General features: G+C 43.8%; 18 protein-coding genes. 11 read left to right on the top strand and 7 right to left on the bottom strand.

Going from position 1 to position 20,395, the window contains the following annotated elements:
* The first annotated feature begins 366 nt into the window (after positions 1–366).
* The gene (locus AAEY80_RS13280; RefSeq protein WP_350588435.1) at positions 367–765 is read left to right on the top strand and encodes a DUF4377 domain-containing protein; all 399 of its coding nucleotides are present in this window, start codon (positions 367–369) and stop codon (positions 763–765) included.
* A gap of 147 nt (positions 766–912) precedes the next feature.
* Here AAEY80_RS13280 and AAEY80_RS13275 read toward each other — a convergent pair whose 3' ends face one another.
* Complete coding sequence (locus AAEY80_RS13275) at positions 913–2,346, bottom strand: L-serine ammonia-lyase (protein ID WP_350588433.1); 1,434 nt, start codon at positions 2,344–2,346, stop codon at positions 913–915.
* Positions 2,347–2,917: 571 nt separating this feature from the next.
* Here AAEY80_RS13275 and AAEY80_RS13270 point away from each other — a divergent pair.
* Positions 2,918–4,336, top strand: coding sequence for a solute carrier family 23 protein (locus tag AAEY80_RS13270; RefSeq protein ID WP_350588432.1), 1,419 nt, complete (start codon positions 2,918–2,920; stop codon positions 4,334–4,336).
* Between the two features lie 61 nt (positions 4,337–4,397).
* On the opposite strand, the gene AAEY80_RS13265 is transcribed toward AAEY80_RS13270, so the two are convergent.
* Entirely contained in the window at positions 4,398–5,330 is a 933-nt protein-coding gene (locus AAEY80_RS13265; RefSeq protein ID WP_350588431.1) for a DMT family transporter, read from the bottom strand.
* 286 nt (positions 5,331–5,616) lie between these two features.
* On the opposite strand from AAEY80_RS13265, the gene AAEY80_RS13260 reads away from it, so the two are divergent.
* On the top strand, positions 5,617–6,654 hold the full coding sequence (locus AAEY80_RS13260) for a WG repeat-containing protein (protein ID WP_350588430.1): 1,038 nt from the start codon (positions 5,617–5,619) through the stop codon (positions 6,652–6,654).
* A 125-nt stretch (positions 6,655–6,779) separates the two neighbouring features.
* On the opposite strand, the gene AAEY80_RS13255 is transcribed toward AAEY80_RS13260, so the two are convergent.
* Both AAEY80_RS13255 and AAEY80_RS13250 read right to left on the bottom strand, forming a co-directional pair.
* Positions 6,780–7,814, bottom strand: a complete 1,035-nt coding sequence (locus AAEY80_RS13255) for an alpha/beta fold hydrolase (protein ID WP_173239644.1) — start codon at positions 7,812–7,814, stop codon at positions 6,780–6,782.
* A 27-nt stretch (positions 7,815–7,841) separates the two neighbouring features.
* Positions 7,842–8,006 (bottom strand): rubredoxin, encoded by a 165-nt coding sequence (locus tag AAEY80_RS13250; RefSeq protein WP_010201990.1) that lies wholly within the window; start codon positions 8,004–8,006, stop codon positions 7,842–7,844.
* Between the two features lie 329 nt (positions 8,007–8,335).
* Here AAEY80_RS13250 and AAEY80_RS13245 point away from each other — a divergent pair, with 329 nt between their 5' ends.
* On the top strand, positions 8,336–8,905 hold the full coding sequence (locus tag AAEY80_RS13245) for an adenine phosphoribosyltransferase (RefSeq protein WP_201567728.1): 570 nt from the start codon (positions 8,336–8,338) through the stop codon (positions 8,903–8,905).
* 76 nt (positions 8,906–8,981) lie between these two features.
* Here AAEY80_RS13245 and AAEY80_RS13240 read toward each other — a convergent pair whose 3' ends face one another.
* Entirely contained in the window at positions 8,982–9,449 is a 468-nt protein-coding gene (locus AAEY80_RS13240; RefSeq protein ID WP_025652736.1) for a hypothetical protein, read from the bottom strand.
* A 108-nt stretch (positions 9,450–9,557) separates the two neighbouring features.
* A complete protein-coding gene (locus AAEY80_RS13235; protein WP_201576603.1) occupies positions 9,558–10,499 on the bottom strand; it encodes a transaldolase in 942 nt (313 codons plus the stop codon).
* Positions 10,500–11,160: 661 nt separating this feature from the next.
* Here AAEY80_RS13235 and pheA point away from each other — a divergent pair.
* The 6 genes from pheA to AAEY80_RS13205 all read left to right on the top strand — a co-directional run bounded on the left by pheA (position 11,161) and on the right by AAEY80_RS13205 (position 18,663).
* Positions 11,161–12,336, top strand: a complete 1,176-nt coding sequence (gene pheA, locus AAEY80_RS13230; RefSeq protein WP_173239646.1) for a prephenate dehydratase — start codon at positions 11,161–11,163, stop codon at positions 12,334–12,336.
* A gap of 249 nt (positions 12,337–12,585) precedes the next feature.
* The gene (gene hisC / locus AAEY80_RS13225) at positions 12,586–13,716 is read left to right on the top strand and encodes a histidinol-phosphate transaminase (protein ID WP_025652739.1); all 1,131 of its coding nucleotides are present in this window, start codon (positions 12,586–12,588) and stop codon (positions 13,714–13,716) included.
* 344 nt (positions 13,717–14,060) lie between these two features.
* A complete protein-coding gene (locus AAEY80_RS13220; RefSeq protein ID WP_350588436.1) occupies positions 14,061–16,373 on the top strand; it encodes a bifunctional prephenate dehydrogenase/3-phosphoshikimate 1-carboxyvinyltransferase in 2,313 nt (770 codons plus the stop codon).
* Between the two features lie 289 nt (positions 16,374–16,662).
* Complete coding sequence (gene rarD / locus AAEY80_RS13215; RefSeq protein ID WP_173239647.1) at positions 16,663–17,625, top strand: EamA family transporter RarD; 963 nt, start codon at positions 16,663–16,665, stop codon at positions 17,623–17,625.
* Between the two features lie 80 nt (positions 17,626–17,705).
* Positions 17,706–18,125, top strand: coding sequence for a dihydroneopterin aldolase (gene folB, locus AAEY80_RS13210; RefSeq protein ID WP_025652742.1), 420 nt, complete (start codon positions 17,706–17,708; stop codon positions 18,123–18,125).
* The gene (locus AAEY80_RS13205) at positions 18,118–18,663 is read left to right on the top strand and encodes a 2-amino-4-hydroxy-6-hydroxymethyldihydropteridine diphosphokinase (RefSeq protein WP_037025865.1); all 546 of its coding nucleotides are present in this window, start codon (positions 18,118–18,120) and stop codon (positions 18,661–18,663) included. The genes folB and AAEY80_RS13205 overlap by 8 nt, the downstream gene beginning before the upstream one ends.
* A 160-nt stretch (positions 18,664–18,823) precedes the next feature.
* Here the strand turns inward: AAEY80_RS13205 and AAEY80_RS13200 are convergent, their stop codons facing one another.
* Positions 18,824–19,558 carry a glucose 1-dehydrogenase gene (locus AAEY80_RS13200; protein WP_025652744.1) on the bottom strand — a complete coding sequence of 245 codons (735 nt, stop codon included), beginning with the start codon at positions 19,556–19,558 and terminating at the stop codon, positions 18,824–18,826.
* Between the two features lie 162 nt (positions 19,559–19,720).
* On the opposite strand from AAEY80_RS13200, the gene AAEY80_RS13195 reads away from it, so the two are divergent.
* Positions 19,721–20,263, top strand: a complete 543-nt coding sequence (locus AAEY80_RS13195) for a DUF924 family protein (RefSeq protein ID WP_025652746.1) — start codon at positions 19,721–19,723, stop codon at positions 20,261–20,263.
* Positions 20,264–20,395: the final 132 nt, after the last annotated feature.

Raw genomic sequence — 20,395 nt, 5'->3', positions numbered from 1 at the left:
AAACGCTTAGGGTTTAAAACGCCTATGCAGGCGTTCTATAATATTAATTAGCGTTGCACTTGGTGTGTTAATCTAAGTTGTCAAATAAATATCGGCTTAGACTGTTTTTTAGTACGTTTAACTAACATGAGTTGCAAAAGCTGACGTTACTTTACAAACCAGTTATAGAGGATGAGTCGGTTTGCGACATATACTAGCTCCAGTAAACAATAGACCATACTGCTGAGCGATTACTAGCGTTATTTGGCTGTCTCAATCGATTTTGCCAGTATGGCCCTAAATGCCTACTACGTTTTGAACGTCTATAAATGATTAAAACGAGTTCAAACGGGCGATAATGAATATTAATTAACTGAGGATTGAATAATGAAAAAATTAGCACTCGCCGCATTGATAACTACTTTTGCATTGTCAGGTTGCTCTACGATGGGTATGGATAATGAGCGTTCGATGGTCGTTGAAGGCCAAGCTATGAACGTTAAAGTTGTTAACATTCCAAGTTTTGAAGTAGAGATTGCGCCGCGTAAAGCAGTTTGTGATCTGACCACCGCTACTGGCACCAAAGTTGAATCAGAGTGCTTACAGTATCGCCAAACGTATCAGAAAAACTACACCACTCTAAACGGTAATATCCAAGGTTTTACTTATGAGCCTAATTATCGATATGTCTTAGATGTACGTCAGGAAGCGGTCACAGATGAAGCTTCTAACGTCGTTAAGCCTATTTGGATTCTAAATGAAGTGGTTTCAAAAACTGCTGAGTAATAAAATAGCAGTATGAATAACCGCAAGGTCAAGCGTTTTACGTTTAAATAGCCTTTAGAATAAAAAAAGCCTCTAAATGATTAGAGGCTTTTTTTATGAAAAAGTTTAGAGGATTCTTTATGAAAAAGATAGAAGTTAGAGTCTAAGTTAGCACTGACTATAGTTCACACTGACGCCGCGCGTCGCAGTAGGAATACGATTGTCAGCATAGACTGCAAGGCCGCCACGGGCTGTTTCCTTATACTTATCAGACATATCAGCGCCGGTTTGTTTCATGGTTTCAATCGCTTTATCCAGTGAGACAAAGTGCTGACCATTACCTCGACAGGCGAGACGTGCGGCATTAATCGCTTTTACCGCACCCATGGCGTTACGTTCAATACAAGGAACCTGCACCAAGCCGCCAATAGGATCGCAAGTGAGACCTAAATTATGCTCGATACCAATCTCAGCGGCGTTTAAGCATTTGGCAGGGTCACCGCCCATAATTTCAGCCAATGCAGACGCTGCCATCGAACACGCCGAGCCCACTTCACCTTGACAGCCTACCTCAGCGCCAGAGATAGAAGCATTTTGTTTGATGAGGCTGCCAATAGCAGTGGCATTTAACAAAAACTGATAGACGCCGCTTTGGCTGTAGTTTGGTAAAAAGTCACGATAATAGTGTAGGACTGCTGGAATGATACCAGCGGCACCATTGGTCGGAGCGGTAACCACTTTACCGCCATTGGCGTTTTCTTCGTTAACGGCGAGCGCATAGAGGTCAACCCAATCCATCGCTGCCAATTTATCATTTTTTGTAATAGGTTGGTTCTTCTCAGCACATAATTGAGAATGCAGATCTTGTGCGCGGCGTTTGACATCTAAACCACCAGGCAGGATGCCACTATTTTCACAGCCTTGCTTGACACAGTCCTGCATGACGTCCCAAATGCTATCTAAATAGGCAAAGACTTCTGTCTGCTCACGATAATGACATTCGTTGGTCAGCACTAACTCACTGATGCTTAACCCATTTTTATGACATTGTTCTAATAGCTCTGCAGCATTATTGAAAGGGTAAGGAACGCTATCAATGGTGGGACTGGCATGATCCTCATTTGGATCGGTCGCATTTTCTTCATTAATGACAAAGCCACCACCCACTGAATAATAGGTTTGCTGATAACGACTGCCATCTGTTAATAGTGCGCGAAGTGTCAAGGCATTAGGATGATAGGGCAGGACAGTATCATCGTACCAATAAATGTCACGCTCCGTGTCAAAAGCAATCACATGAGTACCCGATACATTCAATTTTTTTTCCGAAAATATCGGTGCCAAGTAGTTGCTGGTCAGTCGTGTATCGATAGTGCTGGGCGTATGTCCGAGCAGTCCTAATAAGATGGCGGTATCTGTTGCATGACCTTTGCCCGTCGCTGCCAAGGAGCCATAAAGCTCAATTTCAATACGGTTTATAGCCGTCAGCTCTGTTTGCTTAACAAGAGAGTCTAAAAATAAGTTGGCAGCCACCATTGGGCCGACGGTATGTGAGCTTGAAGGGCCAATGCCTATTTTAAATAAATCAAAAACACTAATCATAATAAGTTACCGAAATTTTATGTGCGTCAGCATGAGTTATCGATTGGCTTTAGCACTGGCATGAAAATATAATAAACAGCCTCAACTATCGAACACCGATAAGTGTTTAGTTTGGGGTGCTGTCTATGAAAGTAGGTATACATGGGAGTACATGTGACGAATGAATAATAACTTTTATTTGCTATTAAACTCCGTTATGATGCTTGGAGCCAACGTTTATGTAACATCCTGTAAGTTGGTTATCGCTGTGAAATCCGTCAGGCAAAAATCGCCGAGACAACAGATTAAGTAAAACATATCCGTCCTTAGACATCTAGCAAAACATGGCTATCATACCAAATAACACTTTTGGTTTGCTACATTAAAAAATAAAAGAATGAATTGGGTGACATATTATAGGGATTCTTCATGTGGACTATGGCATAAAGTTATGGACTATGCATAAAGTCTCGCTTTTATCGGTATTTTTAGCCACATAGCTGTATTTATGACGGTTTCAATTTAGCTCAGTTCTTTATTCATCCAGTTATTTTAGCCTATTATTGGCTCCGCCCACATAGGACAAGCGTGTATGACATCTCCCACCGATCATTCCTCTCAATCAGACAACAGTGCTGAAGCATTACCCGCTCACAATGCTTTAGAAGCGGCTGGTATTCATTCAACAGCTACGAGCTATCCAAAAAACCCAGATTTTGAAAATGGTCGTTGGTTTCCGACATGGCGACCGTATGGTGGCGATTTAGATCGTGATCCAGTCGGTATCAATGAGTATCTGCCACCGTCAAAAAGTGTATTGCTGGGTGTGCAGCATACTTTTGCGATGTTTGGTTCAACGGTGCTTGCGCCTTTGTTAATGGGGTTCGATCCCAACTTAGCCATTTTGATGTCTGGGATTTGTACGGTGATGTTCTTTGTCATCACAGGTGGGCGCATGCCTAGCTACCTAGGTTCAAGCTTTGCCTTCATCGGTCCTGTCATCGCTGTCACTGCTTATGCAGGCGCAGGTTTCAATACTAACTTAAATGTTGCTTTAGGCGGTATTATGGCCTGCGGTATCATTTATGCTTTGATTGGACTACTAGTCATGAAGACTGGTACAGGCTGGATTGAGCGTCTGATGCCACCTATCGTTACTGGTGCCATTGTCATGATTATTGGTCTTAATCTGGCTCCGGTTACTATCCAAGGGATATCTGCCAATCAGTTTGACGCTTGGATGGCTACCTTAACTGTCCTACTTATTAGTGGGGTGGCCGTGTTTACGCGTGGTATGTTACGCCGACTGCTATTATTGGTTGGTTTGATACTGTCATATGTCGTTTATTTTGTGATGACCAATATGATGGGCTTTGGTACTCCCATTGATTTTAGTGGGGTGTCGGCTGCTTCATGGTTGGGTCTACCAAGTATTCATTCACCACGTTTTGAGATGAGTGCTATTATTTTAATAGTGCCAGTGGCTTTTATTTTAGTTGCCGAAAACTTGGGGCATTTCAAAGCGGTGGAAGGCATGACCAAGGCGCGCGTGACGCCTTATATGGGTCGGGCATTCTTTGCTGATGGCTTAGCAACCACATTTTCTGCAGGCTTCGGTGGTACGGGCGTCACTACTTATGCAGAAAACATCGGTGTCATGGCGGTGACTAAGGTGTATAGCACCACGATTTTTGTCATCGCTGGACTTGTTGCTATCTTACTTGGATTATCACCAAAATTCGGTGCGATTATTCAGACCATTCCTCCGGCATTATTAGGCGGTGCCTCTATGGTTGTGTTTGGCTTGATTGCCATTGCTGGTGCAAAAATTTGGATAGACAACCATATCGACTTTAGCAAAAACAGCAATCTCATTATCGCCGCTGTCACTGTCATCATGGGTACAGGTAACTTTAGCTTGCATTTAGGCGGCTTTGATTTGGGTGGTATTGGTACAGCTACCTTAGCGGCTATCGTCCTCAATGCGTTGTTTAATCGTCAAAAAGATTGAATGTTTAACACGCGCTAACTGTAAAAAATTATAAAAAAGTACAAAAAAAGTGCACATGCAATTATTTATAGTCGCGCTTATAAAACCGTGCGAAAAATCGATAACGACGTAGTGCGCGCGGCTTGGGCTTTAATGAACCCAAGTAAATAGCAAGCATTGTCAACAGCGCGCCGCTCCATTGTAGTGTATTTATGGGCTTGTCCAGCCAGCTATAGTCAATCACCAAGGCGGCAATTGGTTCCGTTAGCAGCAGTAGTCCCGTCAATGCCAAAGACAGCTTGGGAATAGAGTAGGCAATCAGACCCCAAGCTAAGCACTGCATGACGGTGCCATAAATAAGCACCCAGCCAACTTCAGACCAAGTGTTGGGCAGGATATTGCCCATATCAAACACAAACATCGGAACAACCATCGCCAGCACACCACCGATACTAATGAGCTGCATGAGCATAAATATCGGGGTGGGCTCGGTATCGTGCGTCTTACGAATGAAAGTCATTGAGGCAGCCAACATCGCCCCTGAGACAATGCCCGTCACAAACCCCCACTTAGCTGCTGTATTTTGCGCAAACTCTGGGCTGCCTATCATCGCCACGCCAAGCATCGCCAAAAACAAGCTGATGAGCTGCAAAATAGATTGTCGTTCATTAAAATATAAAAAGCCAATCGCTGCCAAAAAGAAAATCTGCAAACTATTAAGTAAGGTTGAAATACCAGGCCCCACGGCATAGATGCTCTCATGCCAAAGCGCCAAATCTAACCCTAAAAATGCGCCTGATAATAGACCATAAAAAATAGCGCGTCTCGAACGTGGCAATCGTTGCCCCATGACTCTAGCTAAAATAGCAAAGACCACTCCTGAGATGGCGAGTCGCCAAAACGACATGGCCCAACCGCCGATATCAACGTGCGCGACGATTAGACTGCCTAGACCGAATATAACGCAACCAATGACCAAGCCAATAGGTGCAGAGCGTGAAGCGGCAATAGCCATAGATTGTCCTTAGTTTGGTCACGTGCAAATGGGTAACGATCTGCTGAAAGTTTAGGGTATGCACGATATAATTCAGATACCGACATTGTCGATGTTTTACAGCCAAAATGAAATGGTTGAAACATAATTTATTCTTATGATGACTGTATGTAATAGTGCTTATATCATCGAGTCGCATCCTTACAGGAATAGCATTGGCGCAAAGCCCATGATTTGCTAATCTATCTTTTATCGCTCTTTTAAAACACTCAATATAGTTCCTACTACTTTTAGCTTAGGTTTATTTATGCATCGACGTACTCAATCAAAAGGGCCATTCTCTTTGATAATTGGCTCGCCGCTAGCAATGACACACTATGGTGCTGCCATTAGTTTGTTAGTCAGTGTGCTATGCGTAATACCGACTGCACACGCCGCCAGCTGTAAAATTCCCAAAAGCTATTATAAAAATGTCTCTTGTACCGCGAGTAACGGTTATTTTCTAGCAACAAAGGACTTCGGTGCACCAGTAGCGTTGCTAAATAGTAAAGGCAAAAAAGTCGTTGATTTATCACGCTATCAAAAAGTCGATGCAGATAAGATAGCTGGTGGCTTGCTACCCGTGCTGCGCAATAGTCACGTCGGCTACCTTAATATGCAGGGCCGTGAAGTAATACCTGCGACCTACGATATGCTAAAGGAAAGTCAGGGTTGGGCGCGCCCAGTATCTGATGGACGTATCGTGGTCAAAAAAGATGGCAATTATGGGGTTATCGATACGGCGAATAAGACCGTCGTGTCGTTTTCTGCGTCAATCAGTGATATTGACGATTATCGTGGCGGTGTGACGCAAGTACGTAAAAATCAAGCGACCAGTTGGTTGGATAAAAATGGCAAAGCCACTAGCAATCCAAATGGTAGTAACAGTAATAATGAGCCTTTGTCCTCGAAGCAAACTGCTAATAATAGCTCTGCTACAGCGCCAGCGCAATCTAGGCAAGCAGTGCCCAATCGTTTTACGACGTTACAACCACGTCAGCAAGATGGTCGATGGGGTTTCGTCGATGAAAACAATGTGACGATGATTACTTATTCATTTGATGATGCTCGCCCTTTTTCAGAAGGCTTGGCTGGCGTGCGTATCGATGATAATTGGGGTTTTGTCAATCTGGGCGGTGAGCTGGTGATTCCTTTTCGCTTTGCTAATAGCGGTGTATCGAGTGGTGACAGTTACCAAGGCAGACCCGCCTTTACCTTTACCAGTGGCAAAGCGTGGATTGGTAACCTAAAAAATGGCAATAAGATGTGTATTGATAAAGAAGGGACGGGTGTCGGTTGCGATTAGGGCGTGTTTAAATTAGGGCGTGTTTAAATGAAAAGATCGACGTAAAATAGCCAGCATAAAAAAGAGCGTAAAACCTACGAATCAATAGTAGGGTTTACGCTCTTTTTTATGGGCAAAAAATAAAACTACTGGTCTAATAGGTGCTTGCTGATTAAATCGACCATATAAGGTTGGTAGTACTCTGGAATATCGTGTGCCATGCCTTCGATTAAATGAAACTTAGCATTCGGAATAGTCTTAGCGACTACGCGTCCTTGCGAAGGAGGCAACAGCCCATCTGCACTACCATGCAGCACAATCGTCGGTGCTTTGACTTGCTTACTAAACCGGCTAATAGAGCCTGATGCTAAGATAGCATTGAGCTGCTGTACAGTGCCAAGCGGATGAAAGTTGCGCTGATAACGTAACTTAGCAATTTCACGCACCATGCGCACGTTGACATGTCCTGGGGTGCCGACTGTCTTCATAAACCAGACACTATGGCGCACGATATCGCGCTCAGAATGACTCTCAGGACGATTGATAAGCGTATACAACTGCTTAGGCTTCGGCGGCTTTAAGAATGCCCGATTGGTGGTGGTAAACATCAAGGCCATGCGTTGTACTAGGCTTGGATAGCGTGCCGCCACAATTTGGGCAATCATACCGCCCATAGAAGCACCAAGTAGGTGTGTCTTACCCAGCTGCAATGCTTTAATCAAACGCGCTGTATCTTCGGCCATATCGGTTAAATTATAAGCAACCTGCGTACTTTTATTAGACAATCCGGTTTGCAAACGCATCATCATTTTTAGTTGGCTGATACGCGGTAGACCATCGATCTGCACCTTAGAAGACAAGCCAATATCCCGATTGTCAAAGCGAATCACAAAGAATCCGGCATCAATAAGGCGCTTGATAAAATTGTTCGGCCAAAATATCATTTGCGAGCCAAGACCCATAATCATCAACAGTGGTGGATGATTGGGATTGCCGCCTGCCTCAACACACAACTCGATGCCATCACCTATATCTATCATCGCTTGATGGAGGTGTTCGCTCAGGTTTGATTCGCGCCATTGGTGTTTGCCAAATCGTTGCCAGTCAGGAGTAGGGTATAGCCCATCCTCTCCAGTGCTCTTAGGCAATGGCGCGTTATTGATATCATTGGATTTTGTCATGAAGTGTCCTAATTAGAGAGTCGTCTACTAAATCTCAAGCATCTCAAAATCAAGCTTGCCAACACCGCACTCGGGGCAAATCCAGTCTTCAGGGATGTCTTCCCACTTAGTGCCAGGCGCAATCCCTTCTTCAGGACAGCCAAGTGCTTCATCGTATATCCAGCCACAGACGATACATTCATAACGTTTCATAAATAGTCCTATCGATCATTACCAGTGTTACAGGGTGTCTTTAGCGCGTCTACTGAGCATTGACGCTCATATTTGGACGGTAAAAACGCCCGTAGTTTAGCATATAACCGGTGTTTTAATAGTTAAGTTTACACTTGTATATTGAGATAACCGCGCTTTTATCAAGTCTGATATGAGCATTTCGTTGATTTAAACGAGTCTATCATTGCTCGTTTGACCGCTATATTACACCAAATTATGTTATAGTAATCGCTACTAATTTCACGGTGATGTCTGTCATTTATCACCGTCACTTATTACCATCTAAGCCATATGAAATAAGGGTTATTATGAGCGTCAACGCCGCCGCTACATCTACTAATACTGAAACTGAGCCGTCTCATACGCTCAATACCGACCATCTGTTTTGGCAGGTTATTCGCACAGTACCAAACTTCCCGAAAGTCGGCATTGATTTTTATGATATTACCCCGTTACTGCGCAGTCACATTAATGCGGTGATTGATGCGCTGCTTGCGGTATTGCCAGATGGGCTGATGGATGAAGTGGACTGTTTGGGTGCAGTAGAGGCACGTGGCTTTGTGTTTGCCAGCTTGCTGGCAGGTCGCTTGGGTAAAGGGATGATTTTGTTGCGTAAGCCCGGTAAGTTGCCGCCGCCTGTTGCCAACAAGGCCTATGCGCTAGAATACGGTAAAGACACGCTTGAAATGCAAAATAACCTGCCTCCTGAGCGAGTACTGTTGGTCGATGATATTTTGGCAACGGGCGGTACGTTGACCACCGCTTATGAGCTGTGCCAATCAGCGGATCATACTGTGGTCGGGGCTTTAGTACTGCTAGACTTGGTTGACTTGCATGGTGAGTTCCCCGTGCCTGTTTATACGGTGCTAAAAGCATAACGTCAATTTTTAAATTGACCATAAAGAAAAAGCGCGCTGATATAAGGTCAGCGCGCTTTTTTGCTATCGATACTTTTTATTTGTCTTGTTGATAACGTTCGCAAGTTTGCTCTACTATTTTGCGCCCGATCGTTTTTGGCGTTGTAATTTTAAAATCCTTGGTGGTCAATATGGGTTTGTCTGATTGCCAAGATTTTATGACTTTATTATCAGCGCCATAATTCACGTAGGCTCGTCGATAGTAACTGGCATCTTTACAAGATATCAATAATTGCTGATCGCTATGGTCTATAGCGCTTTCTTTTTTGCTCTTTTTATCTTTTTTATCCGTCTGTTGTAGCTGCGGCGGATAGGTTCTACGAATGGATGCCAAAATGTTTTCGACATGATGCTCATCTATGATATTGATATCAGAGCTTTCAATAGAGTCGGAATCTAGGCTGAAAGTCGAACCAGAATCAGTCTCAGATATCTCTATCCAGTTTACTGCATGTGCACTAATCGCTAGCGCACTACCTGCTAATACCACTGATAGCCGTCTCATAATCAAGCCTTACTTCTTGTTATTTGAAGTAGGTTATAATAGCTAACTTACTATTAGCAGGCAAATCTCTTTTATTTGCCGGTGTTTAACTGCGCGTTATCGTAACGACTAACTGCGCATCGCAGCCAATGCCTGAGCAAGCTCATCACGCGCACCGATAAAGCCATCGATACCCTTGGGTAGCAAGTCTTGGGTAACGGTATCCTTTTGATAGGCTTGACTGAACTCTTCCTGCGTCAAACTTACTCGAGTCATATCATCTAACGCCATCGACATGCTTGGTGAAAGCTGACGAGGGACTTCTATATCCATCGCTGCCAACTCATCAATGAGATCGGGAGCAATGGTCAACAGATCACAGCCTGCCAATGCCAATATTTGCTCAGTAGAGCGAAAGCTTGCGCCCATTACTTGCGTGTTGTAGCCATGTTGCTTGAAATATTGGTAAATAAGCTTGACCGATTGCACACCCATATCATCAGAGACAGGCACGTTCTGACGGTTTTGTTGGCGTTTTTGCCAATCTAAAATACGACCAACAAAGGGTGATATGAGGGTCACGCCAGCGTCAGCACAGGCAATCGCTTGATGCTGTCCGAATAATAACGTCAGATTGCAGTGAATACCCTGTGTTTCTAGATAACGCGCGGCCTCAATGCCCTGCCACGTCGCCGCCATCTTGATGAGGACACGTTCTGAGTCGACCCCTGCTAGCTGATAGGCCTCCATAAATGCTAGGGCTTTATCGATCGTCGCTTGGGTGTCATATGACAAACGCGCATCGACCTCAGTTGAGACACGCCCTTCGATTAGCTCTAAAATATTACAGCCAATCTTGATAGTGAGCGCATCAATGACGTCGTCTACGTTACCTTGATAGCGACTCATCGTCTCTGAGAGCATAGACTGGTTATCAGGATGAATAAGGGCTTTGGTAATGAGGCTGGGGTTGGTGGTCGCATCGACAGGTTTTAAGCGAGCAATAGCGCTAAGGTCGCCAGTATCAGCGACAATGGTGGTCATGGTGCGAAGCTGTTGTAATGCGCTCATCAGGTATCCTTGTATGAATTAATTAACAGGGTGGTGTTTTAAAATTATTAAGTTTTAAACAGTATCTAGGTTTTAAAAAGGGTGTACGTGTTAAAAGATTGGTTATGTTCTAAAGATTAAATGTATTTAAAAGGTGTTTATGCTTTTGTTCGTGGTGCTAGTTACCATTAGTTTTGAACTGTAACATAGTTTTGAGCCACTGTTCTGCCATATAGTCATTCCACTATAAAAGTATTACTGCGTTAACCCCGTTTGAAGTATTAAATATACCTCTACACTCGGTTGCCTTGTACTACTTTTAAATTTAATCAATTATAGTTCCCCGTACATGGCTGCCAAATTGGATAACTGTGCTAATATTTATGACGGTTCGATGCTTTACACGCATTTACGAATGGGCACTGCGCGTAGTTTTTGTTATAGTAGAGCCGGCCAGCACATCTTCTGTTGTATTAACAGAGTAATCCATGAGCCGTATCGGCGAGCAGCGTTAGAATAAAGCGGGCAAAGCAGCCTATGTTGATAAACTGGTTTAGCAAACAGGGACTATCAATATGGTTGGACTCAGTTATCAATAAATATAATTATATGCAAACATAAAAACAGTGATTATTAACAGTTATAAAACTCAGTAATAATATTAGAAAAAGGATGGGCGGTAATGAGTGAGCAGTCACCAGAGCAAAAAATGGACAACCTAAATAAAAGCAGCGCAAGCGATAACTCAAGCGAAAAAGAGTTTTTAGATCAGCTGCGCCACAGTATTGATAGCGTAGACTGCGACATTCAAACGCTGATCAACAACCGTGCCAAACTGGCTCAGCAAGTGGCGACGGTCAAAAAAGAGCACATAGCAAAAAGTCCTGCGGCTGAAAAAAGCAATCCTATTTTTTATCGCCCAGAACGTGAAGCCCAAGTACTAAAAGCCGTGATGGCACGTAATACTGGTCCAATCGCTGATGAAAAAATGGCCCGTTTGTTTCGTGAAATTATGTCGGTGTGCTTAGATCTAGAAGCGCCGCAACGTATTGCCTTTTTGGGTCCAGTTGGCACCTTTACTCATGCCGCCGCCCTCAAGCATTTTGGTAAAGCGGCTGATACCGTACCAATGACGACTATCACTGATGTATTCCGTGAAGTCGAAGCGGGGACGGCAATGTATGGCGTTGTGCCGGTTGAAAACTCATCAGAGGGTGTGGTCAATCATACTTTGGATGGCTTTTTGTCTTCTACCTTAAAAATAATAGGGGAAGTTGAGCTGCCCATTCATCAAAACTTCTTGGTCGCTGAGCACACCAAGCTTGATGGTCTCAGCCGTATTTATTCGCATCAGCAGTCGCTTGCTCAGTGCCGTCATTGGCTCGATGTCAATTATCCCAATGTGGAGCGTGTCGCTGTATCGAGCAACGGTGAAGCCGCACGTCGACTCAAAAATGAATGGCATTCAGCAGCAATTGCAGGGGATGTCGCAGCCGCAGAGTATGACTTGCATAAGCTTTACTCAAATATTGAAGACAATCCAAGCAACACCACACGCTTCCTTATCATCGGTCACGAAGCGATTGCGCCATCAGGACAGGATAAAACCTCTATCGTCGTCTCAGCTCATGACAAAGCGGGCGCGCTTATCGAAATCTTAAAGCCCTTGTCTTATCATGGCGTGTCGATGACCAGTATTGAGACGCGTCCTGAACGTCCTAATAAATGGGCCTATGTCTTCTTTATTGATATGGACGGTCATATCAACGATCCAAATGTCAGTGCGGCCATCAATGATATTCGCCCGTTAGTGAAGGATTTACGTGTGTTGGGTTCATACCCAAAAGCCGTGCTATAGTCAATTCACTATAAAAGTGTGACAGCGTTAACCTTGCTTGAAGTATTAAATATAGCTGTACGCTTGGTTGCCTTGTACCACTTTTGCATTGAACCGACTATAACTATCTGTCCTTGTTGCTCTTTTAAATCGAATCAACTACTTTAAATTGAAGCAATTCTACAGCGCTGGTTTGTGGTCGAAAGACTCGTTAAATTACTCATTAGTATCAATAAATCGTAGATGCGTCATCACTTCTAAGGATAAACCATGCAGACACCTCAATCGACTGAGTCAAATTTATCACCGCTCATACCTGCCTATGACAGTATCTTAGAGCTTGCTCCGTATCAAACAGGCAAGCCGGTGGAAGAGTTGACGCGCGAATATGGCGTCTCAGATGTGGTGAAGCTTGCTAGCAATGAGAATCCAATGGGCTGCTCACCGCAAGTGACGTTGGCAGTGACAGAGCAGCTTAGTCAGCTGGCGCGTTATCCTGATGGTAATGGTTACTACCTAAAGCAAGCATTGGCTGATTTTAATGATGTGAATATAGATCAGATCACCTTGGGCAATGGCTCTAACGATTTGCTCGATATCTTGGCGCGTAGTTTTGTGGGTACGGATGACGCGATCGTCTATAGCCAGTATGCCTTTGTGGTTTATTCGATGCTAGCAAAAATGCAAGGCGCGACGGGCGTAGAAGTGCCCGCGCAGCGTTTTGGTCATGATCTCAACGCCATGAGCCAAGCGGTTCAGGACAATCCTAATACCAAAATTGTCTTTATTGCCAATCCTAATAACCCAACCGGAACACAGCTTGAGCATAAAGCGCTGCGTCAGTTCGTCGCAGGTGTGCCAAGCTCAGTATTGGTGGTATTGGATGAAGCCTATATTGAGTACAGTCCTGAGAGTAATAACAGAGCGCTAATCGAGGATTTTGATAATGTGGTCATCGTTCGCACCTTCTCCAAAGCGTATGGATTAGCAGGTCTGCGAGTTGGCTATGCACTAAGCTCGGTAGCAGTTGCGGATTTATTAAACCGTATCCGTCAGCCATTTAATGTCAGTCGTGTTGGACTGGCGGCCGCAGCAGCAGCACTTGGTGATCAAGATTTCATTGAAAAAGTACGCTTGACCAACGAAGAGCAAATGCGCTGGTTAGAAAAGCAGTTTGATGCTTTAGGGTTGGGTTTTGTTAAGTCGCATGCCAATTTTATCATGGTAGAAATGGACGATGAAAATGCGCTATCGATCAATCAAGCATTACTTGAGCAAGGGGTCATCGTGCGGCCATTGGTAGGCTATGGCTTGCCTACTTGGTTGCGTATCACGGTAGGCGTTGCAGAAGACAATATGCGCCTGATTGATACACTACGCTCTATACTGACTGATGATTAAATCATCTTACAAGGCGTTTATTAAGATTTAGCTGTTTTTAGGCGCTTTCGTTTAGATTGAAGACACACACTATAGTCAAAATATCCTGGAATTGTGACAGTATTGCTGATATTAATGTTTTGTAGCTTCTGTCTGTGCAGGCACAGCATGCAAAAAAAATTGATATTAGTAGTGCGTTATCTATGAATATTATTTTTTACTGACTATATTTAATACGCCATTAAACTTTATAAAATGAATGTCAGTTTATATCACCTAACAAGACGTTCGTTTGTTCAAAGAGAAACGCCGTGAGTTGCCAGCAAAACATTCAAAATGATCAAAATAATAATAGGCAGTCCGCTATCAATACCCAGCCGCCGTTATTTAAGCAGGTTTGTGTCATCGGTCTAGGGCTGATTGGCGCAAGTCTTGCCCAAGCCATCAAAGACCATGGTTTAAGCGCGCGCTTGGTGGCGGTAGATCGACATGCGCCAAGCATCGACGAAGCCATTCAGCATGGTTTGCTAGATGCGGGTAGTGCTATCTTAAGTGACGTGGTATCAGGCAGTGACTTAATTGTCATCGCCGTACCAGTACAAGCGGTGAAAGCCGTGTTTGTCGATATTAAATCCGCTATGGATAATGGTCAGCTTGTGTCCGATTGCATCATTACCGATGTCTGTAGTACCAAGGTCAATATCATTGAAGCTGCCAAAGAAGTATTTGGGGCTTTGCCGACAGGATTGGTACCTGCGCATCCGATTGCTGGTGCCGAAGATTCAGGGTATCATGCGCGGCGTGCCACATTATTTGTCAATCATAGCGTGATTATATGTGAGCTGCCAACGACGGATTCTGCCGCTATTGCTAGATTGCGGCAGTTATGGGAAGCAGTGGGCGCTTCAGTGATGGCGATGTCCGCTGACCACCATGATTCTATCTTGGCGCATACCAGTCATTTGCCGCATTTGCTGGCGTTTAATCTGGTCGAGCAGCTGGCAAGCCATGATGACAATTTAGATATGTTTCGTTATGCCGCGGGCGGTTTTCGCGACTTTAGCCGCATTGCCGCCAGCGACCCTAAAATGTGGCACGATATATTTTTTGCCAATCAAAGCGCCATCGTAAGCGCTCTTGACGAGTATGGCGTTTATTTACAGACCATGCGTCAGCTTATTATTGATAAAGATTCAACCGCCCTGATGGGACTTTTGGGCCGCGCGCAAGCCGCACGGCGACATTTTGGCCATATGTTAGCCAGCACCCCTTATACGGATACTTCTGCTATGTCAGCTTCTTATAATATTACCCCTAGCAATACTGTTTCTGGCACCATCGCGATTCCTGGTGACAAATCTATCTCGCATCGCAGCATTATGCTCGGCAGTCTTGCCACAGGCGTGACAAATGTGACTGGGTTTTTGGAAGGGGAAGATGCGCTTGCCACCTTGCAAGCTTTTCGTGATATGGGCGTGACCATTGAAGGGCCTGATAACGGTAAATTGATCATTCATGGTGTTGGTATGAATGGTTTAAAACCTAGCAAAACACCACTGTATATGGGTAACTCTGGTACCAGTATGCGCCTGCTATCTGGTATTTTGGCAGCACAATCATTTGATAGCGTACTGACAGGTGATACTAGCTTGAATAAACGCCCGATGGAGCGCGTGGCGGCACCGTTACGGTCTATGGGTGCCGTTATCCAAAGCACTGGTCATAGTGGTACTGCGCCGCTCAGCATCACTGGTCGTGATACAGTTGGCAAGCCATTACAAGGCACTGAGTATGACATGCCAGTTGCTTCAGCTCAGGTAAAGTCTTGCTTGCTACTAGCAGGTATATGGGCCAAGGGTACGACAACGGTCACACAGCCTGAGATCAGCCGTGACCATACTGAGCGTATGCTATCGGCCTTTGGTTATCCGGTAACCGTAGAAGGCAATCGCATCAGTGTCACTGGCGGCGGCACACTAACAGGTGGCGATATCGCAGTTCCTGCTGATATCTCATCTGCAGCGTTTTTTATGGTGGCAGCGGCCATCAGTCAAAACAGTGAGCTGACCTTGACCCAAGTAGGTATCAACCCTACGCGTACTGGCGTCATTGATATTCTTAAATTAATGAATGCAGATATTAGCCTAAGCAATGAGACACATGTGGGCGGCGAGCCAGTTGCTGATATTACGATTCGCAGCTCAAAACTAAAAGGTATTGAGATTCCAGAATACTTAGTGCCTTTAGCGATTGATGAGTTTCCAGTCTTATTCATTGCTGCTAGCTGTGCCCAAGGTCGTACAGTATTAACGGGTGCAAAAGAGTTGCGCGTTAAAGAATCAGATCGCATTGCCGTGATGGCAGACGGTCTACAAACGCTTGGTATCGATTGCACCGTGACTGAAGATGGTCTAATTATTGAAGGTAAAGGTATTGAAGGCAAGGGCAGTAATGTTGATGTTAATGAGGTTAATAACAGCCAGCCAGTCTTCGGTGGCGGTCAAATTACCTCACATCATGATCATCGTATTGCCATGAGCTTTGCGGTTGCCAGCTTACGCGCATCCAAGCAGATTACCATTGAAGGCGTTGAGACCGTCAATACCAGTTTTCCAGGGTTTGCTGAACTTGCCAATCAAATCGGTATGTCTATTCAAGTGAATAATGGTGTAGCCTAATGCTAAAAACCCTAATAGTTTGATAAGCAGTATTATTGGCTTTTGAGATGTTGACTTCTGGATTTAATGAAGCCAGCAAGGCTGCTTTTTAGCCTTTCTTGACCTTGATATAAAAGTTATTTTCAACGTGGTTATCGTCAGCAATGTGTTGATACTTTAATAGTATTAACGCATTGCTTTTTACTTTCTACCCTATATGTAGTGACCCTGCGCTCTTACCGCTAAGTTTTCATTATTGATAAACATTAGGTGAGGTCGCGCTTTGCTCTAATTTAAGTTGTCCTGCCTTATGACTACTCAAAATGTCGTCAAAAAACCAGTCGTTCCAATCAAAACTACGAGAAGTGGTATCGTCACTGCGCTGATCGCTTTTTGTATATGGGGTGCATTTCCTTTATATTTTAAACAATTGGCCGCTTATAACGCGACAGAAATCATCGGTCATCGCATTGTTTGGACGTTTGCTTGTTTGCTCATCGTTGTGGTCGTGACCAAACGTTGGCAGTGGATAAATACCTTAAAACAAAATCCAAAATGGATAGCCTTGACCTTTTTGTCAGGTATTATTATCGCCACCAATTGGCTCACCTATGTATGGGCGGTCAATCACGATCAGATACTTGAGGCGAGCTTGGGGTATTTTATTGGCCCGCTCGTTGGCGTGGCGTTATCGATGATTTTATTCAAAGAGCGCCTGCGACCTTTACAATGGGTCGCGATTGGTTTTGCGCTATTGTCTGTGGTCATTCAAGTCGTGATGCTCGGTAGTCTGCCATGGCTATCGCTCATTCTTGCCTTTAGCTTTAGTACTTACGGTACGATTCAGCGCCAAACGCCATTGACCGCAGTCGATGCAATGTTTGTTGAAACTACCATGTTGGTACCCATCTTTATTTGGTGGTTTTGGCAAGCGGATGTGGTCAGTAGCCAGCTGAGTTTTTGGTTTACCCCAAATATTTGGTTGCTTATGATAGCAGGTCCCATTACGCTGATACCGCTATTACTATTTAATAGATCGACTAAGCTAGTCGCTTATAGTATTTTAAGTTTTATGAATTATCTGACGCCGACCTTTATTTTCTTCTTGGCGGTGTTTTATTATAAAGAACCTTTTGACTTAAACCGTTTAGCCGTCTTTGGTTTGATTTGGCTCGGGCTGTTATTATTCAGCATTGACTTGTGGCGTCATCGCCCTAGTAAAGCATTAAAAGCCGAGCGCTTGCGCGAAGAAGCATTGCAGCAAAGTAAATAAAAAAACAAAGTAAATAAAATTTTGGGCGAAAGACTTAAATTAAAAAGCTCAGTCAAAAATTAATAAATAAGGATGAGCGCATGTTTCATACCGAATCTGATGTGGTATTTGTCAAAGGCTTAACAGTAGAAGCAGTCATTGGTGTTTACGCGTGGGAGCGCGCTATTACGCAGCCGCTCCTAATTGATATAACGCTTGAAACAGATATTAGTAAAGCTGCTGTTTCAGACGATGTCCATGATGCGCTCAATTACAAAGCGGTCTGTGATGATGTGAGCGAATGGTGCAAAGCGATTAAGGCACAGTTGCTTGAACACCTAGCCGGGCAAATCGCTGATAAGCTGCTGGAAAAATATGCGAGTCATAAAGTGACGTTAAGCATTGCCAAGCCGACGGCAATCAAGCAAGCGGATGCCGTTGGGGTACAAATCACCCGTTATGCTAAAGCATCAGCAACTGAGTCAGCGGCAAACGACAATAGCCAATCTGATAATGCATAAAGCACTGACTCATTTAAATCTTGATGGCTTACAAACGTATGCGCCTGAACTGCTGCAAACACAGTCGGTGACGGCAGTGCTATTGGCATTGGGTAGCAATTATCAAGCTGAAAAACACTTACCGTGTGTCCGAAAAAAATTAGCCGTTTTGGGCGAAATACAGCTATCTACGGCATTTCAAAACCCTGACTTTACGGCGACGCTGGAACACCCAAAACCTGACTATACCAATCAATGTGTCTATATTTCACTAACGTCGCCGATACCGTTACAACAGTTGCAGCAGACCTTTAAAAATTTTGAAAGTGAGTGCGACAGACAGCGTCTAACAGAAGCTCAGACATCCATAAAGCAAGTCACCATGGATATCGATATTTTGTTAATAAAATTAGATGATAATCAAAATAGCCTAAGCAGAAATACAACATCTAAAAAAACAGCTAAAAGCTTGAACCAATGGATAATCATGGCAGATCGCTATCCGTTTAAAACGCATGAAAGAGCAGGGATTGAAGAATTGATTTTGAGTGGGCTTTGAAGAGGTTAAATGCAGCAGCTGAGATGTTATCAAGAATCAAGTAAAAGTTATTAAAGGCTTCGTGTTCGAAGGCTTAATATTTTTCTGAAAAAATCTCAAAATAAAAGCTGAGCAATATGCCCAGCTTTTATCAAATTTACATGGTTTAGCGTAAAAAGTCTTACTGCGCAGTCAACCCACCATCAACGATAAATTCTGAGCCGGTTGAATAACTAGAGTCATCTGACGCTAAGAATAGCACCATGCCGCTGACTTCTTCGGGCTGCGCCACACGTCTCATCGGAATGGTTTTGGCAAAAGCTTCAACTGCATCTTTGGTATCGCCTTGCATAATCATTGGTGTGGCGATGACGCCTGGATGAATGGAGTTCACGCGAATGCCATGAGGGGCGCACTCCAATGCTGCGGCTTTGGTCATACCGCGTACCGCAAATTTAGAATCGGTATAACCGATAGCGCCACCGACCAAACCGTTAATCGATGAGATATTAATGATAGAGCCTTGCTTGGCTGCTTTCATCGTTGGAATAACCGCTTTCATGCCTAAAAAGACCGACACTTGGTTAATCTCTAGGATCTTGCGGTAGTCTGCTACCGAGGTATCTAAGATAGATTTGTGCGTAGTGATACCTGCATTATTAACTAAGACATCGATTTGACCAAATTTTTCTTGGGTTGCTTTAACGACTTGTGCCCAATCGTCTTCATTGGTGACATCATGCTTGATAAAGAGGGCATTATCGCCAAGTTCCTTAGCCAATGCGTTGCCTTTATCAGAATTAATATCGGTCAAGACGACTTTAGCACCTTCTTCCAGACACAAACGCGCATGAGTTTCGCCCATGCCTTGAGCCGCGCCTGTGATAATGATAACTTTGTCTTGTAAACGAGCCATGATATTTCCTATTTTTATTTATGGATAATGAAAAGTATAAGCCATGATGGCTGAATATTCATTAGTGGATATGAAACCATAAGCGAATATGCGATATTTTTAGACAATAATTTTAAATTTAGCCTGTAAATCATACCTTTAAATAGTGAGTTTGAGAAAACGATGTATAAAGTGATATTAGGTTTTTGTTTTAAAGAGGTCGGTAGCCAACAGTTTTTTGAGAAAGACGTAGATTTTGATAAGTTATTAATCGAGCGATACAGTGAATTGCTCGAGCAAGCAGCGGCGTCAGAGTTATATGAATGGCGATGTAGTGTTGAGGGTAGGTTGGCTGAAATTATTGTATTAGACCAGTTCTCGCGAAATATTTATCGTGATACGCCAGCGGCCTTTGCTCAAGATAGTATGGCATTGGCGCTCGCTCAAGAAGCGGTTACTGCTGGCGCATTAGAAATACTTGAAACTGTAGAGGCGCGTAAGTTTATACTTATGCCGTATATGCACAGTGAGTCAAAACTGATTCATCAACGAGCAGTCACCCTGTTTGAGCAATATACCAATGCGCAAACCATAGAGGCTGAGATGAAACATAAAGTCATTATCGATCGATTTGGTCGTTATCCGCATCGTAATGACATTTTAGGACGGGTTTCAAGTGGCGAAGAAATAGAGTTTTTGACGCAGCCTGACTCGTCATTCTTATAAATATTATCTGTTTAATAGCTAATAGATAAAATGCTATTTATCAATTGGTTAACATCTTAGATTAACACACCAAGTGCAACGCTAATTAATATTATAGAACGCCTGCATAGGCGTTTTAAACCCTAAGCGTTT

It is taken from the genome of Psychrobacter sp. 78a-MNA-CIBAN-0178, assembly GCF_040309625.1.
In the GTDB taxonomy this organism is placed as follows: Bacteria; Pseudomonadota; Gammaproteobacteria; order Pseudomonadales; family Moraxellaceae; genus Psychrobacter; species Psychrobacter okhotskensis.
This window is presented reverse-complemented; position numbering and strand designations above follow the sequence as displayed.

Bases quoted from the DNA above. Each gene is read 5' to 3' on its own strand.
- folB (WP_025652742.1), top strand. From the start codon at position 17,706: ATGTTTCATACCGAATCTGATGTGGTATTTGTCAAAGGCTTAACAGTA.
- AAEY80_RS13270 (WP_350588432.1), top strand. From the start codon at position 2,918: ATGACATCTCCCACCGATCATTCCTCTCAATCAGACAACAGTGCTGAA.
- pheA (WP_173239646.1), top strand. From the start codon at position 11,161: ATGAGTGAGCAGTCACCAGAGCAAAAAATGGACAACCTAAATAAAAGC.
- AAEY80_RS13280 (WP_350588435.1), top strand. From the start codon at position 367: ATGAAAAAATTAGCACTCGCCGCATTGATAACTACTTTTGCATTGTCA.
- hisC (WP_025652739.1), top strand. From the start codon at position 12,586: ATGCAGACACCTCAATCGACTGAGTCAAATTTATCACCGCTCATACCT.
- AAEY80_RS13200 (WP_025652744.1), bottom strand. From the start codon at position 19,558: ATGGCTCGTTTACAAGACAAAGTTATCATTATCACAGGCGCGGCTCAA.
- AAEY80_RS13265 (WP_350588431.1), bottom strand. From the start codon at position 5,330: ATGGCTATTGCCGCTTCACGCTCTGCACCTATTGGCTTGGTCATTGGT.
- AAEY80_RS13240 (WP_025652736.1), bottom strand. From the start codon at position 9,449: ATGAGACGGCTATCAGTGGTATTAGCAGGTAGTGCGCTAGCGATTAGT.
- AAEY80_RS13245 (WP_201567728.1), top strand. From the start codon at position 8,336: ATGAGCGTCAACGCCGCCGCTACATCTACTAATACTGAAACTGAGCCG.
- AAEY80_RS13205 (WP_037025865.1), top strand. From the start codon at position 18,118: ATGCATAAAGCACTGACTCATTTAAATCTTGATGGCTTACAAACGTAT.
- AAEY80_RS13255 (WP_173239644.1), bottom strand. From the start codon at position 7,814: ATGACAAAATCCAATGATATCAATAACGCGCCATTGCCTAAGAGCACT.
- AAEY80_RS13250 (WP_010201990.1), bottom strand. From the start codon at position 8,006: ATGAAACGTTATGAATGTATCGTCTGTGGCTGGATATACGATGAAGCA.
- AAEY80_RS13235 (WP_201576603.1), bottom strand. From the start codon at position 10,499: ATGAGCGCATTACAACAGCTTCGCACCATGACCACCATTGTCGCTGAT.
- AAEY80_RS13260 (WP_350588430.1), top strand. From the start codon at position 5,617: ATGCATCGACGTACTCAATCAAAAGGGCCATTCTCTTTGATAATTGGC.
- AAEY80_RS13195 (WP_025652746.1), top strand. From the start codon at position 19,721: ATGTATAAAGTGATATTAGGTTTTTGTTTTAAAGAGGTCGGTAGCCAA.
- rarD (WP_173239647.1), top strand. From the start codon at position 16,663: ATGACTACTCAAAATGTCGTCAAAAAACCAGTCGTTCCAATCAAAACT.
- AAEY80_RS13275 (WP_350588433.1), bottom strand. From the start codon at position 2,346: ATGATTAGTGTTTTTGATTTATTTAAAATAGGCATTGGCCCTTCAAGC.